This window comes from Aquitalea palustris, assembly GCF_003693445.1.
In the GTDB taxonomy this organism is placed as follows: Bacteria; Pseudomonadota; Gammaproteobacteria; order Burkholderiales; family Chromobacteriaceae; genus Aquitalea; species Aquitalea palustris.
Map to the genome: position 1 here is coordinate 19,966 of NZ_RFAR01000057.1, position 14,524 is coordinate 34,489.

Genomic DNA, 14,524 nt, shown 5'->3' on the forward strand with positions numbered 1-14,524 from the left:
GAGACTCCGGTCGGTTTCACAAAATGGGAGAGCCAGGGGCTCAGGCAGTGGCCACTGTGGCGGCGGTCTGCGGTGCGCTCAGGCAGGCCAGCAGCGCCTGCTGGAAGTGGGCCAGCTTGTCGCCGCTGGCTCCCATGGCTTCGTAGAAAGCCAGCGGTTCGGCATAGGACATGCCCACGTACAGGGCGCTGGCCTTCATCGGCGTCAATACCTCCTGCACGGTGCTCTGGATCAGGCCGGCCGCCGAGTAGGTGTGGGCCGTGGCACCGGCTGACACCACCACCTGCATCTGCTTGCCGCGCAGTGCATGGCCCTCGGGGCCAAAGGCCCAGCCATAGCTCCAGACCTGGTTGAGATAGGCCTTGAGCATCGGTGTCAGGTTGAACCAGTGGATGGGAAACAAGTACACCACACGCTCTACCCCCTCATGCGCCTGCTGTTCGGCGGCGACATCAAAGGCCGTGGTGTCATGGCCATACAGGGTTTCCAGATTGCGTACCGTCACATTCGGCAGGCTGGCGGCTGTTTGTTGCAGGGCCTGGATGACCTGCGATTGTTCGGGATAGGGATGAGAGACGATCAACAATGTTTTCATGGCATGTCCGCTGAGCTAGAGGATTCTGGTTGGCAGCAGCAGCAAAGGGTGCGCTGGTCTGGGGTGAATTCTGAACAGCTTCACTCTTGAACAGAATGGGCTATTGGGTTTAGGATTTGGCAACTTGAAGTTGTCAATCCGGACAATGGTCCGGAGAAAGAGCACCGCTAGTTATGGATTCCTCACAACGCGTCCGCGCCATCCTCTCCTTTGTCCAGGCAGCCGATGCTGGCAGCTTTGCCGCAGGTGCGCGGGCGCTGGGGATCTCCTCGGCGGCAGTCAGCAAAAACATCGCGGGATTGGAAAAAGCGCTGGGGGTGCGGCTAATGAACCGCACCACCCGCAGCCTCAAGCTGACTGAAGAAGGCGATGCTTTCCTGCGACAAGCCCGGGTGGCGCTGGAGGCACTGGATCTGGCGGCCGATGCGGTGGTGTCACAGCGCGCGACCCCTTCTGGGCGAGTGCGCATCTCGACCAGCTCCGGATTCGGCCACGCGCAGCTGGCACCGATATTGCCCGGCTTGTTGCAGACCTATCCCGGCTTGGCGGTTGAGCTTGATTTTGATGATCGGGTGGTTGATCTGATCCAGGATGGCTACGACCTCGCCTTGCGCGGGGGGCGCATCGTTGACTCGTCGCTGGTATCACGACCCGTGTGCCAGTTCAGTCTGGTGCTGGTCGCATCGCCAGCCTACCTTGAGGCCTTTGGTGTTCCGGCCACACCTGATGATCTGGCTCGGCACCGGCTATTGACCCGGCGTTTTCTGGGCGGACGGGTTTCACCATGGAATTTCATCGCCGCAGATGGCAGCATCACCACGCTGAATACAGCAGGCGCAGCCATGACCATGTCATCACCAGAAGCCCTGACCCAGATGGCACGCTCAGGAGCAGGTATTGCAGAAATTGGTGTGCATCATGCCTGGCAATACCTGCAAAGTGGCGAGTTGCAGCTGCTGCTGCTGGACTGGCACCACCCGGGCAATTTTGAAATGACGCTGCAGTATCCACACCGAGCCCTGATGGCCCCGCGGGTACGGGTCACTGTGGAGTATTTGCTGGAAGCCTTTGCCAATATGGAGGAGCTGCATATCCCACGGTCGGCACTCCTGGATTACGCAGTCTGAACATGCAAACTGGCGCGACCGCCCATGGGGAGGCCAGACGCAGACTAAAGAAAATCACAGCCCACCCAACTCAGCGACCGGAGCGGGACGGGCTTGCCTAGCCGACCCGATCGGTGGTCTTTCGTGCCGCCCGGAGTTGAGCGCTCATGCACAGGGCGGCGCTACAAAGCAGCCCGCTGGCACAGCCTTGGCGTAATAGTGATACATCGATGAATGAAGTCTCCGTGCATGCCAGATGTGCCCCAACAGTACCGCCGGATGAAAAGCACCGGTAGTGCAATACGGGGAGTGTATGGACGGTGCTCGGCTAGCCGCTAGCTAAGTTTTTCAGGATTCTTGGCGGATACTGCAGCGTGCCCGCAGGAGCAAACAAGTGGAGTGGAAACGACCAGACCGAGGTGGAATGTGCGTCAGTGGCAGCCCGCAGCCAGCAGGCTATAGCGGCCGGCCAGTCGGGACATGCTGCCATCGCGACACATCGACAGCAGTACCTGGTTGAATGCATCCAGCGTACCTGGCTGCAGACGGCTGCGGGTAAAGCCAAACATATAGGAGATGGACTTGATCGTAGCCAGCTGGTGCACGGAGGACAGTCCATCCTGCAGTATCCAGTAACGGGCGATGTCGGCATTGGAGAAAGCCACGGCAGCGGCACCATAGCGCCCGGCAGCCAGCTTGCGCAGCACGGTCTGCGGATCAGGTTCCACCTGCTCGGTCACCCCTGCCACGCCCTGCAGCAACTGTTCGCTATTGGCTTGCGAAAGCGACGGCCCGTACACCGCCAGCACATGGCCGGACAGGTCCGCCGGCTGCCGGTAGCGCAGCGGATTGCCATTCAACACATACAGGCCATAGCTGCTAAGCAGTACCGGCAGCGAAAGCTCCATCACGGCACGCCGGTCCGCTACATCCTGCACCAGCAGCAAGCCGTCGGCTTCGCCCAGGCTGATGGTACGCAAGGCGCGCTTCCACACCATCGCCCGCACTTCGCAGCGCCAGTCCAGCCGCCTGCACGCCTCCTGCAGGATTTCCACCTGTGCACCACCAAGCTTGTCGCCCCCGGCATTTTCAATAATGGGGGGAAAGATTTGCGTGACAAACAACAGGCTACGCGGCGCAGCCTCCACTGCCGTACTGATGCACAGCAGCGCAGCCAGCAACAGTGTTCTGACCCGACTCGCTACCATCGCTGTCTCCCGACTTTTTCGTCAGTATAGCCACTGGCATGCGCGGCAGAATTACCTCTTGGTCGGCCACTACACATGCTGGATAGCACGGTACAAGACAATGAACCAGGAGAGCTTCTTATCTGTCACGTCCAAGAACAGTCACTCGCTGCCGGCAAGCAATGAGCAGTGATCGGGTCGGCAAAATGCGGGCACCACTCTGGTTTCCATCAGCATCCGGCGCTGGCAGACAATTGCGGAGCCAGCCGGCCTGTACAAGCGCAACAAGCTGCGGTCACTGTTAATCAGACCATGACAAATCGCCAGACCTGTTGGATGAGCGACACAGGAGCTATCCGACCAGGACGGGGAACACCATCACTGCGGCTCGACACGGCGCAAGGCCAGCGCTTTCCGGTATTTCAGATGGGCAAATCGGGCGGCGTAAATGCCCAACACCAGTCCTACCCATCCATCCTTCCAGTTTCCGCTGCGCAAATACCATTTGAAAAAGGCGCCAACCGGGCTGGTCCACTGGCGCAGGGAAAAGTGCTTGCGGCTTCGCATCTGAGCCAGATCCTGTGCATCAAGGCTGGTATACATCGCCAGCTTGCGCGCTATCTCGGCATGCGAATGAAAGGTTTGATGCTTGAGCGGCAGCTCTAGCCTGCCGCAGCTGCGGTAGCCGATAAAATCTTCATGGACAGCCTGTGCAGACAGACCCACCCGCTGCTTGTTGATGATGCGAATCGGATAATCAGGACAGCCTACCGGGTACAAGGCATGCACCTGCTTCCCCATGACAATCCAGTCACGCTGAATCGCGTAGGCCTCATGCTGGAAACCTTCATGCTGCAACTGCCGGATATGCCTGATCAGATCATCAGAAGGTATTTCATCGCTATCCAGAAAGAATACATAGTCATGTCGGCATTCGCGCTGGGCAAACTCACGTTGCTGACGAAAATCATCAAACCGGCGGTATAGCACTCTGGCACCACACTCCTGTGCTATCGACAGTGTCTGGTCGCTACTCCCGCTATCAACGACCAGCAAATCATCAGTCAGTCCAGCCACGGCACTCAAAATTGCTTTCAGGTAGCGTTCACTATTGAAAGTGAGCACATAAATTGACAATGGCGTCATTATTTTCTCTGCCCCGTAGTTTTATTTTTAACTATTTATGATTTTTGTATTGCAATACAATTTTAATAAAATCGGTCTGTAGGCCTTACCTGCAAAGGAAAACATCTTAACTGGCTACTACCCATTACAAATGGAACCTGACACTATTCCAATAGTGGGAAGTATTATCCTGATTTGAAGCAAACCAAACAAATTATATCCATGTCGTTTAAACACCCTTCGTAAGCCTGTGCACTTCCGCCATCCACCCAGGGCAGATTCCATCGGGCCGCGCTATTTTGTTGCACTACAGCAAATGTTTGACCGTGAACATTTGACGTGCTGCATCGCGACTGTTACGGTCAACAGGCATATGCGGAAGCTGGGAACCATTGTTTTAGCATCGTGGTCCGACACCGTTTACCCGCCTCAACTTTAGCCAAGGAGATCGCCATGTCCGATGCCGCACTCAATCAGGAAAAAGAACAACTGCTGGAAGATGTCCGCCAGGTTTTGTCCAGTACCGAAGATTTGCTTGGTGCTGCCGGCGATGAAGGTGGGGAAAAGGGTCGCGAGCTGCGCAAGCGCCTGGGCGAGAACATCAAGCTGGCCAAGGCCCGCCTGCTAGAAGCCGAGAAGCTTGTGGTCGGCAAGGCCAAGGTAGCCGCCAAGGCAACCGACGACTACGTGCATGAAAATCCGTGGAAGTCGATCGGCATCGCCGCCGGCGTAGGCTTTCTGCTGGGCATGCTGGTTTCGCGCCGCTGATGCGGATTGACTGAATGAGCGATTCCCCACGCCAGACACCTCGCCCGGGCAGCATCCGCTCGCTGCTGGGCGGGGTGTTTTCCTTGTTGCTGACCCGCTTCGAACTATTCTTGCTGGAGGCGGAAGAGCACAAGGACAATCTGCTGTTCAGCCTGCTGCTAGGCGGGCTGGCGCTGATTTTGCTGCTGATCGGCCTGTTGAGTGCGCTATTGCTGGTGCTGGTACTGACCCCGGCAGCCTACCGCCCGGCCGTCCTGTCCTGCCTGACCTTGGCCAGTGTGCTGGGCGCAGTCGGTTTGCTGTGGCAGCTGAAGCGACGTGCATATCGCAGCCGCGCACCATTTGCCGATACGGTTGCCGAAGTCCGCAAGGACTGGGACAGCCTGAGCGGGAGGCGCTGAGATGTCACCACAGGATCGTGCCCTGAAAAAGCAATTGCTGCTGATGAAAGGCGAAGTGTTGCGCGTCAAGCTGAAGCTGGAAATTGACAGTCTGCGGCAACGCCCGCTTGGCTTGGCCGGCGAGGGCTTCAAGGCTTTTTCCAGCGGTAACGCGCTGGGAAAACTGGTCAATACCCTGGCCGCCATCTTGCCTTCAGAATCCCTGCGCCACTGGTTGCGCCGGGCATCCCGGCTCTTCCTGCTCTGGAAGGTGGTCAGCAAGTTCTGGCCCGCTCGCTGAGCGCCACAACAAAGCGGCCCATGCCGCTTTTTTGTTTAATCACATTCAGGCCTGCAGATTGGGCGTGCCGCTGTCGATACTGGCAGCCGCGCCCCCCGCATCAGCCAGCTGAATAGTCAGCTGGCTCTCACCCTCGGCACTATCGCTGCCACCATGCAGCATATTATCAATGGCTGCCATATCCTTGTCGCCCGCATCCAGCAGCTTTTTCAAACCATCATCCTGCGCTTGCAGATTGCGCTGTTTCAGCCATTGCTGAATGGACTTGATGCTGTTGATCAGTGACTGCAATTCCACATTGCCATTCAGCCCGGAAGCACCGCCAGCCAGGACTACACTACTGCCGGCCAGACTACTGCCAACACTCGCGGCATCGCTTGCCGGTGCGCTGTCAGTGGCGCTGGCAGCCTGCGGGCTGTCTGCCGTTGTCGCGGTGTCGGATGTCGCGGCTGACGTAGCGGCCGGTTGCCCGGCATCACTGTCACTACTGGCAGTCGCAGTGTCCGTCGCCGCCGGTGCCGGTGCCGGATTACCCGACAGGGTAGTCACCAGGCTTTGCTGCTGATCGTTACCAGTGGCGCTGGCCACCATTTGGCGCAGTTCGGCACTGATCTGTTTCAGCTGCATGGCTATCGAGCGCAATCCACCCTTGTCCTTGCCCACCAGCACCATCATCTGCCGCAGGTTCTTGATGCGCTCCTTCAGCATTTCCATGCGGCTGCCATCCAGTTGCTGGCTCTGGCTACGCTGGCTGCGAGCGGCGGCTTGTTTGAGCTGGCTGGCCTGTTGCTGTTGCCACTGGCTCAGCGCAAGTTGCAGCGACTGATTGACTGCCTGCCTGGCCAGGTTGGGCTGAGCAAGGGGCAAAGAAGTGGCGACGGCCGATTGCGCCGCCACTGCATTGGCCGTGGGGGGCTGGCTGGGCAAGCTGGTACGCGGATCGGGCAGGCTGGGCAGGGTGGTGTATAGCTGGATGGAGCTCATGTCATCGGCCATTGCGAGGCTATCTTCATATGAATCTATCGGCACTCCCCAGCAATTCTTTAAAGCAATGGTACAAGTGCAGCCGGCAATGCCGTTAAAATGTCAGCTTGATCCACCGTCAGCATGATGCCAATGCCCTCCTCCCCTTCCGACCTGCTGGGCAGCCCGCCCCTGCCCCCCGCCGCAGTGCAATGGCTACGCGACATGGGCATTGCCAACCGGCAACAACTACGACAACAGGGCAGCGTCACCACCTTTCTGCGGCTGAAAGCCAGCGGTCGTACCGTGACCACGCGCCTGCTGTTCGCTCTGGAGGCCGCAGCACGCGGTGTGCACTGGTCGCAGCTGAGCGATGCCGACAAACAGCACTTGCGCCAGCAACTGGCAGCACACCCGCCGGTGGCGCTGCCACCGGCGCCGGCCGACATCGAGCATTTCATGCTGCAGGCCATGCAGCAGGCCGAGCTGGCCGCAGCCCAGGGCGAAGTGCCGGTTGGCGCGGTGGTGGTGAAAGACGGCCAGATCATCGGTCGCGGTTTCAACCAGCCAGTTGGCCGCTGCGATCCGTCTGCCCATGCCGAAATGCAGGCGCTGCGGGCGGCCGCACTGCATGAGGGTAATTACCGACTGGACGGTTGCGACCTGTATGTCACACTGGAACCTTGTGCCATGTGCAGCGGTGCCATTTTGCATGCCCGGCTGACACGGGTGATTTTCGGTGCGCGCGAAGCGAAAACCGGAGCGGCAGGCAGCGTGACTGATTTGTTTGCCTTGCGCCAGCTGAATCATCACACCGCGGTGTGGGGGGGGATAATGGCCGAACCATGCGCAGCGCAGCTGGCGAGCTTTTTCCGCCAACGTCGCTCACAGGAGTCCTAGCATGAGCCGACTGTCGTGGATCGTGATCCTGCTATGCGGCCTGCTGGCCTGGCCACGCGTTGCGGCTGCGGCAGCTGTGGAAGATGCCGCCGGCTTTGTCCTGCAATCGGAACAGGATGCGCCCTTGCAAGCCACGCGGGCCAATCTGCGCCATTACGGTCAGCCCTGGATACTGGTCGGCATACGCAGCCAGTCGCTCAGCCTGTTTGACGAATGGGGCCGACAGCAGCAGCACTATGTGGTCTCCACGGCCAGACGCGGTGCCGGTGAGCAGGTCAACAGCTACCAGACGCCACGCGGCTGGCACCATGTGTGCGACAAGCTGGGCGCTGGAGCGGAGGAAAACACCATCATTTTTCGCCGGCGGGTTACGCCGTGGAAGTACACCGCCGAATTGCACCAGCAATATCCTGACAAGGACTGGATCCTCACCCGCATCCTGTGGCTGTGCGGTGATGAGCCCGGCAAAAACCAGGGCAGCAATGTCGACAGCTATGACCGCGCCATCTACATTCATGGGGCTGGCGACCATGTCGCCTGGGGCAGCCCCACTTCGCTGGGTTGCGTACGAATGAAAAACCCGGACATTATCCAGCTGTTTGAGCAGACGCCAAACGGCATAGACGTTTTGATAGACGAGAATTCCTGACCACCATGCACGCAGCTCTCAACCTGACCACACCAGCACTGCTGTTTCCCGCCATTTCCCTGCTGTTGCTGGCTTATACCAATCGTTTTCTTGGTCTGGCCAGCATCATCCGTAATCTGTATACCGACTACAAGGAAGAACAGAATCCCAATATCCTGCTGCAAATCGGCAATCTGCGTACCCGCATCCAGCTGATCAAATGGATGCAGTTTCTGGGCATCGGCAGCCTGTTTCTGTGCACCATGGCCATGTTCCAGATTTACACCGGCTGGCAGCAACTGGGCGAGCTGTCTTTTGGCATCAGCCTGCTGATGATGATTGCCTCGCTGGCCACTTCGCTGTGGGAGCTGGTGCGCTCATCTGATGCACTGAACATCCTGCTGTCGGATCTGGAAGCCGAATCGCACCGCCAGCAGCGCTGAGCGCCAGTCTGGACTGAGCATAAAAAAACCGGCCGCGCCGGTTTTTTTATTCAAGCCGGTTTGCGACCGGCAATGATGTGCAAGGGCATGCTGACCCGTCGCACAATGGTCGGATCGCCCCAGCCGCGGGCCAGGCGCTGGCGGGCATCATTCAGCACATGGTTGCCCAGGCTCTGCACACACAGCTTGGTGGCCGACCAGGTATGCAGATAGCCCAGCAGTTGCTCGAAATTCCAGTCCATCAGTATCTGGCATTGTGGCGTTTCCAGCGGTGGCAGCGGCAGGCCGACATCACGGTAGCCATCCCACAACAGCTGACTGCAACTGGACCAGAACGGTTCGATGACAGCGCGGAAAAAGCGCATGGCGTCATCCACCTGCGGCGTGACATGAAACCAGTCATAGCCCCAGGCTGCAAAGACACCGCTGGGCTTGAGCACCCGTTCGAGCTGCGGCCAGAAACGGGGATGGTCGAACCAGTGCAGGGACTGCGCCACCGTCACCAGATCAAACACCTCGTCGCCAAAAGGCGGATGCTCCGCCGCGCACTCCAGGTAGAAGATATTGCCAGCGGACTCGGCCGCCTGCAGCTGGCTGTGATTGATATCGCTGGCATCAACGCGGGCAAAGCTGCGCGACAACTGTACCGCCGCCTGGCCCGTGCCGGTGGCGCAATCCCAGACACGATCGTGTCCGGCGACCACTGCATTCAGCCAGCGGAACAGGCTGTCCGGATAGCACGGTCGATAACGTGCGTACTGGTCGGACTGCAGATCAAATGTGGCGATGGCACGCATATCCATGATGTGGCTCAAATGAACGCTCTCTCAGGTAAAGAGTGCGCCGGAGCATTCCGCCTCACCCTTTCATTTTGTACAAAAATGATAATAGCATCACCAATTGGTACAAATTAAAGTTTATTTATTTTACAAATATTTATTTAAAAAAGCCGACTTTACCACTGGAAAATAATAATCAGACAGTTAAATGGCCCATGGGATGGGCTGCCATTATTCTTTATCGGTGGCACTGGCCAATACTTGTGCCGGATCAGCATTTGGTGGCGTGTATTGAGGATGCAGTGAAAAGACAGCATCAGGCGGGGCTAAACCAGCCGGCGCAGTGAAAGACCGCAGCGTGTGAGGCGTGCCCGCACCGACTAATCGATTAGCGGGCTGGCGGGCTGGTACGGCGCAGGCGGGTGGCCAGCCATTGGTCCAGCTTGCCGGCGAACTGCTGACGGTCGGCCTGGCTGAATGGCGGTGGACCTCCGCTCTGGATGCCGCTGGCCCGCAGATTGTCCATGAAATCGCGCAGTGTCAGCTGGCCTTCGATGGTATCGCTGGAATAGGCTTCACCGCGAAAATTGATGGCAGCTGCACCTTTGGCCAGTACCTGTGCCGCCAACGGAATATCGCCACTCACCAGCAGATCGCCTTCCTGGCATTGCCGGGCGATCTCGGCATCGGCCACGTCAAAGCCCTGCCCCACCACAATGCTGCGGATATGGGGGCTGGCGGGCAAGGCTGGCCGTCGGTTGGCCACAAACACGGCCGGCGTGGCCGTGCGCTGGGCGGCGCGACAGATAATGTCGCGGATCACGGCGGGACAGGCATCGGCATCTACCCAGATGGTCATGATTACGCTTCTTGTATGGCTGGAGTGCGGCAAGCCTACAACAGTCGCCATGTTTCTGCCCATGGCAATTTGTTAAAGTCGGTGCATTCATTGCCAAGCTAATGGCATAAACCGGTCAAGCCCTCTATAGTAGTGGGGCATGATTTCCCACCCTCCCCGCACAAGGCTTGTTGAATGACCCGCGCGCTGACCATCCTGGTGGCCGAGGACAGTCCGACCTCCCGTCAGATCCTGCTCGACTACATCCGTCTGCTTGGCCATGAAGCCGTGCCGGTGAGCAATGGGCAGGAAGCGCTTGCATACTGCCTGCAGCAGCGTCCCGACGTCATCTTCATGGATGTCACCATGCCGGTGATGGATGGCTTTGCCGCCACCGCCGCCATCCGCCAGCTGCTGGGCGAACACTGGATTCCCATCATCTTCCTGACCTCGCTATCGGATCGCAGCCAGTTGCTGCGTGGCCTGGCCATGGGGGGAGATGACTACCTGACCAAGCCGATCGATCTGGACATTCTCACCGCCAAGCTGCATGTGCTGATCCGCATTTCGGAAATGCAGCAGCGCATCGCCTCGGACAGCGAGCGACTGGAAAACTATTACCGCACCAACGAACAGGAGCAGATGTTTGCCCAGATGGTGCTGGATCGCTTTACCCGCCGCGCCGAGCAGACACCGCCCAATATCCAGCAATGGCAGCGCCCGGCGATGAATTTCAGCGGCGACACCATCTGCATTCGCCGTTGCCAGCCGGGACTGGACCGCATCATGCTGGCCGACAGCACGGGGCATGGGCTGGCGGCAGCCATCTGCGGCCTGCCCGCCGTGGATACCTTCTTTGCCATGTGCGACCGCAACCTGCCGGTGCAGGAGATCGCCCGCACCATCAACCGCAAGCTGCACACCATCCTGCCCATCGGCCGCTTTGTCGCTGCCGCCATCATCGAGGTGGATTACCAGCTGCAGCGCATTGCGGTATGGAATGGCGGCATACCCTGTGCCATGTATGTCGACCGCCGGGGTGAGGTGCTCAAGTCCTTTGGCTCGCGCTCGCCACCACTGGGCATTCTGCCGGACAGTGCCTTCGAATCCTCGCTCGACTATTTCAGCTGGCAAGATGGCGGCTCGCTCATCGTCTGCTCGGACGGCGTGACCGAGGCCTATGACGACAGCCGCCAGCCCTTCGGGGTGGACGGCATTCTGCGCGCGGTAAGCCAGGCGCGCACGCTGGACATCCAGGGTTCCATCACCCATGCCGTCAACAAGCACCTGGCCGGGCGGGAAAACCACGATGACATCTCGCTGGTGGTGGTTCGCTGCCAGTAATACCCCGCCAGCAAACAACAAAGCCGGTCACCGCCAAACGGTGACCAGCTTTGTTCATGGTGAAACGGCTCAGGTGCGCGGTGGTGCGCAGCTTTCCGGGGTGCAGAACACGGCAGCATTCTCATCGGTAGCCACCAGCTCCCCCAGCAAGGCAGCGACAAACGCTTGCGGCTGTCCCAGCCAGGGCGAGACATCCACCCGCTGCCACTGGCCGTTCTGCTCCAGTAGCAGGCTGGGAAAACCTCGCAAACCAGCCTGTTGCATCAGCTGCCGGCTGTCTGCGGTATGTGCAGCCACCTTTTCCATCTGTTGTTCCAGCTCGGCGGCAAATGCTGCAGCCGGCAGGCCCAGCTCTCCTGCCAGCTGCTGCAGCACCTCGGTTCTGGCGATTTGCCAACCGCGCTGGTAGTGCGCCTGCTGCAAGGCAGACAACATTTTCAGCGGCGGCAGACCCAGCTGCGCGGCGGCCAGCATGGCGGCGGTTGGCGGGGTGGAATCAAACACCGCGTTGCTGTCGCGCAGCAAACCCTCAAAGTAGGCCTCACCAAACGGCAGGCCGGTCATCTTGGCAATGCGCTGATCATGCGGCATCACATAGTCGCGCAGCGCAGGCGTGACCGGCTGGCGGTTGGCTCCGCTCATCATGCCGCCACCGTGCAAGTGCAAGGCCAATTGCGGCTGGGCAGCGGCGGCTTGCAATAGTGGCGAGGCGGCATAGCACCAGCCGCACAGCGGATCATAAAAATAATGCAGAGTGGCTGTTACCATTTCATCTCGCCCTTGTTGACCTTGGCACCAATCTCCAGCGACATGGCTTCACCGGCCTGCGGGAAGGCTTGCTGCATGCGCTGGATCAGCTCGGCACTATTGGCCGAGGCAGCCAGATTCTTTTCAAACTGCTGCAGATAGTCGCGGGTAAAGCGCAGGCTGGCCACCCCGGTGGGGGCATTGGCTGCCATGTGGCCAGGGATGACCTGTGCGGGCTGCAGCGCTTCCATTTCATTCAGCTGGGCCACCCAGGCCTGGCGCTCCTGCTTGGTCTGGGTATCTGCCGTCCACACGTGCAGACCGGAAACCACGCCGACATTCCCCACGATGGCGCGAATCGACGGAATCCACACATAACCACGATGGGCCAGCGGGCCGGTGGTGCCGCGCACTTCCAGTGCCTGGCCTTCCAGCATCAGCTGTTTGCCGGGCAAGGCATGCGGCAGCGCCAGCGGCGCCTGGGGCGCATTGGCACCCATTTTCGGGCCCCAGAAAGCCTGCTTGCCTGCCACATTGGCCTTGATCCTGGCCAGTGTCGGTGCAGCGGCGACCAGCTCTGCCTGCGGGAAAATCTGCTTGAGCACGGTGGCACCGAAGTAGTAATCCGGATCGGCCTGGCTCACGTAAATGGTTTTCAGCTGCTTGCCGCTATCCAGTACGCGAGCGGCAATGCGGTAGGCGTCGGCACGGGTGAAGCCGGTATCGATCAATACGGCGTCATTTTCACCGCTGACCAGCACCGAGGTGACATTGAAGCTATTGTCGTCGGCCTGGTAGACCGACAGCTTGAGCGGTTCACCAGCATGGGCCAGCGTGGAGCCCAAGGCCAGGGCAAGTGTCAGCGGCAGGAATTTCAAAGTGGCAAGCTGCATGTGTATCTCCTGAATGGTGGCGGGCATCTGCCCGGCGAGTCATTGATGGAGTGCACTTTAGCGCTAAAAACAATGCAGATAAATCCGCTATTCTGGGCAGTATTGTTTCAAAAAATGAGCAAATCGCAATTGTTAGCCGTCTTGAAAGGACGCGGAGTGTGCATGGCGTAAATGCGCCTCCCGCAGGCCTTGTTAACGCGGCATCACCGCCACGCAGCAGAGCAGGAACAGCGGCTTAACCGGCAAGCGGCTGACAGGAGTGCATGGCCACCACACGATTACGCCCCTGGCGCTTGGCCTGGTAGACTGCGGCATCCGCGGTGTTCACCAGCCAGTCGGGCTGCTGGTTGATGCTGGCGTGCGCCACGGCAATACCGATGCTGATGGTTACCACCTTGCTGCAGCCGGATGAGGGATGCGGCAGGGCCAGCGCCTCGACCTCGCTGCGGATCTGCTCGGCCAACGCCGTGGTCTGCGGCAGATTGCAGCCTCGCAGCAACAGGACGAACTCCTCACCACCATAGCGTGCCGCACAACCTTGCCTGGATGCCGCATGGCGGCTGATCACCTGGGCCACCTTGATCAGGGTCTCGTCTCCCATCTGGTGGCCCTGGCTGTCGTTGTAAAACTTGAAGTAATCCACATCGACAAACAACAGGGCGATGTCCTCCTGCTGTTGCAGCCGCCTTTCCCAGAAAGCGTGTAATTGCTGGTCGAAATAACGCCGGTTGAACAGGCCGGTGAGGCCATCGGCGGTGGATATTTGCTGCAGATACTTGAAGCCCTGCTGTAGCTGGCGGTGATCGCGCTGTAACTCCAGCGCCAGCAGATAGCTGCGCCGCTCCTCCTTTTCCAGCTGGAACAGGCCGAGCAGCCCCAGCAATACGCTGGAAACCAGCAGGATGAAGATCAGCGAGCGCGCCGCCTCGTCAAGGAAATGCAAACCACACAAGACCCAGCCCAGGTAGGCCAGCGCGACGGTGCAGCTATAGCAGGCCAGGCGGAAGGGAATGCGCAATCCGAACATCATGAACACCAGGCACAGCATGACCCCGCCATAGTAATGCTGCGCAGTCGGCATGTGGCTGATGGAGAAAAACCAGGTCAGTCCCAGCACGAAGGCGGTGCTGGCCACCACCACCGAATATTCGTAGTAAGGCTGGAAAGGCCGCCAGAAACTGCAGGCGATGGTCAGTGCGGCAAAACCCGGCAGCAACAGCCAGCGCCAGATCCATACCCGCTGGTAGACATCCAGCAGGTAGACGCGATCGACCAGGCCGTACAGCATGAACACCACGATGCCGATGGCACCAAACAAGCGGTAACGGCGGAAGCGATGCGCCGCCGTATCCTGCTGGTAGATTTTTTCCAGCAAGGGCGGGAACAATAGCTGGTACCAGGGCTGCTTGTCGGCAGTGGCCAGCGCCTGATGCAGGCGGGGGGGCATTTTCGCTACCATGGCACCTCCCGCGATAACAAGGGGGGGCCTGGCATCCATTCGAGATTAGACATGGTGCGATCCAGTGA

The 14,524-nt window shown here is 59.3% G+C and carries 17 protein-coding genes; 8 read left to right on the forward strand and 9 right to left on the reverse strand.

Annotation, left to right across the window (positions count from 1 at the left end; genetic code table 11):
* Positions 1-40: 40 nt before the first annotated feature.
* The gene (locus tag EAY64_RS13870) at positions 41-595 is read right to left on the reverse strand and encodes an NAD(P)H-dependent oxidoreductase (protein WP_103525341.1); all 555 of its coding nucleotides are present in this window, start codon (positions 593-595) and stop codon (positions 41-43) included.
* A gap of 173 nt (positions 596-768) precedes the next feature.
* On the opposite strand from EAY64_RS13870, the gene EAY64_RS13875 reads away from it, so the two are divergent.
* Complete coding sequence (locus tag EAY64_RS13875; protein WP_103525342.1) at positions 769-1,722, forward strand: LysR family transcriptional regulator; 954 nt, start codon at positions 769-771, stop codon at positions 1,720-1,722.
* A 410-nt stretch (positions 1,723-2,132) separates the two neighbouring features.
* Here the strand turns inward: EAY64_RS13875 and EAY64_RS13880 are convergent, their stop codons facing one another.
* A complete protein-coding gene (locus tag EAY64_RS13880; RefSeq protein ID WP_103525343.1) occupies positions 2,133-2,909 on the reverse strand; it encodes a substrate-binding periplasmic protein in 777 nt (258 codons plus the stop codon).
* A gap of 357 nt (positions 2,910-3,266) precedes the next feature.
* Positions 3,267-4,034, reverse strand: a complete 768-nt coding sequence (locus EAY64_RS13885; protein ID WP_103525344.1) for a glycosyltransferase family 2 protein — start codon at positions 4,032-4,034, stop codon at positions 3,267-3,269.
* Positions 4,035-4,466: 432 nt separating this feature from the next.
* Here EAY64_RS13885 and EAY64_RS13890 point away from each other — a divergent pair, with 432 nt between their 5' ends.
* From EAY64_RS13890 to EAY64_RS13900, 3 genes are read left to right on the forward strand one after another with little or no spacing between them, the layout of a single operon-like run.
* The gene (locus EAY64_RS13890; RefSeq protein ID WP_103525345.1) at positions 4,467-4,781 is read left to right on the forward strand and encodes an ElaB/YgaM/YqjD family protein; all 315 of its coding nucleotides are present in this window, start codon (positions 4,467-4,469) and stop codon (positions 4,779-4,781) included.
* A 14-nt stretch (positions 4,782-4,795) separates the two neighbouring features.
* Entirely contained in the window at positions 4,796-5,182 is a 387-nt protein-coding gene (locus tag EAY64_RS13895; RefSeq protein ID WP_103525346.1) for a phage holin family protein, read from the forward strand.
* A 43-nt stretch (positions 5,183-5,225) separates the two neighbouring features.
* Positions 5,226-5,462, forward strand: a complete 237-nt coding sequence (locus tag EAY64_RS13900; RefSeq protein ID WP_147456232.1) for a hypothetical protein — start codon at positions 5,226-5,228, stop codon at positions 5,460-5,462.
* A gap of 45 nt (positions 5,463-5,507) precedes the next feature.
* Here the strand turns inward: EAY64_RS13900 and EAY64_RS13905 are convergent, their stop codons facing one another.
* A complete protein-coding gene (locus EAY64_RS13905; protein ID WP_103525348.1) occupies positions 5,508-6,458 on the reverse strand; it encodes a hypothetical protein in 951 nt (316 codons plus the stop codon).
* 141 nt (positions 6,459-6,599) lie between these two features.
* Between EAY64_RS13905 and tadA the strand changes: the two genes are divergently transcribed.
* Genes tadA through EAY64_RS13920 form a run of 3 tightly spaced genes read left to right on the forward strand, consistent with a single transcriptional unit; the run spans position 6,600 to position 8,396 of the window.
* Positions 6,600-7,325, forward strand: a complete 726-nt coding sequence (tadA, locus tag EAY64_RS13910) for a tRNA adenosine(34) deaminase TadA (protein ID WP_199734452.1) — start codon at positions 6,600-6,602, stop codon at positions 7,323-7,325.
* Position 7,326: 1 nt separating this feature from the next.
* Complete coding sequence (locus tag EAY64_RS13915; RefSeq protein WP_103525350.1) at positions 7,327-7,974, forward strand: L,D-transpeptidase; 648 nt, start codon at positions 7,327-7,329, stop codon at positions 7,972-7,974.
* A 5-nt stretch (positions 7,975-7,979) separates the two neighbouring features.
* Positions 7,980-8,396, forward strand: coding sequence for a DUF2721 domain-containing protein (locus EAY64_RS13920; RefSeq protein ID WP_103525351.1), 417 nt, complete (start codon positions 7,980-7,982; stop codon positions 8,394-8,396).
* A 50-nt stretch (positions 8,397-8,446) separates the two neighbouring features.
* Here EAY64_RS13920 and EAY64_RS13925 read toward each other — a convergent pair whose 3' ends face one another.
* Together EAY64_RS13925 and EAY64_RS13930 are read right to left on the reverse strand one after the other, a co-directional pair.
* Entirely contained in the window at positions 8,447-9,199 is a 753-nt protein-coding gene (locus tag EAY64_RS13925; RefSeq protein ID WP_103525352.1) for a class I SAM-dependent methyltransferase, read from the reverse strand.
* Between the two features lie 364 nt (positions 9,200-9,563).
* Positions 9,564-10,034 carry a YaiI/YqxD family protein gene (locus tag EAY64_RS13930; protein ID WP_103525353.1) on the reverse strand — a complete coding sequence of 157 codons (471 nt, stop codon included), beginning with the start codon at positions 10,032-10,034 and terminating at the stop codon, positions 9,564-9,566.
* A 174-nt stretch (positions 10,035-10,208) separates the two neighbouring features.
* Here EAY64_RS13930 and EAY64_RS13935 point away from each other — a divergent pair, with 174 nt between their 5' ends.
* Positions 10,209-11,357 carry a PP2C family protein-serine/threonine phosphatase gene (locus EAY64_RS13935; protein ID WP_103525354.1) on the forward strand — a complete coding sequence of 383 codons (1,149 nt, stop codon included), beginning with the start codon at positions 10,209-10,211 and terminating at the stop codon, positions 11,355-11,357.
* Between the two features lie 69 nt (positions 11,358-11,426).
* On the opposite strand, the gene EAY64_RS13940 is transcribed toward EAY64_RS13935, so the two are convergent.
* The 3 genes from EAY64_RS13940 to EAY64_RS13950 form a co-directional block, all read right to left on the reverse strand.
* On the reverse strand, positions 11,427-12,125 hold the full coding sequence (locus EAY64_RS13940; RefSeq protein ID WP_103525355.1) for a DsbA family protein: 699 nt from the start codon (positions 12,123-12,125) through the stop codon (positions 11,427-11,429).
* Positions 12,119-12,997, reverse strand: coding sequence for an MBL fold metallo-hydrolase (locus EAY64_RS13945; protein WP_103525356.1), 879 nt, complete (start codon positions 12,995-12,997; stop codon positions 12,119-12,121). Before EAY64_RS13945 ends, EAY64_RS13940 begins: the two co-directional genes overlap by 7 nt.
* A 235-nt stretch (positions 12,998-13,232) precedes the next feature.
* The gene (locus EAY64_RS13950) at positions 13,233-14,456 is read right to left on the reverse strand and encodes a GGDEF domain-containing protein (protein ID WP_158604704.1); all 1,224 of its coding nucleotides are present in this window, start codon (positions 14,454-14,456) and stop codon (positions 13,233-13,235) included.
* Positions 14,457-14,524: the final 68 nt, after the last annotated feature.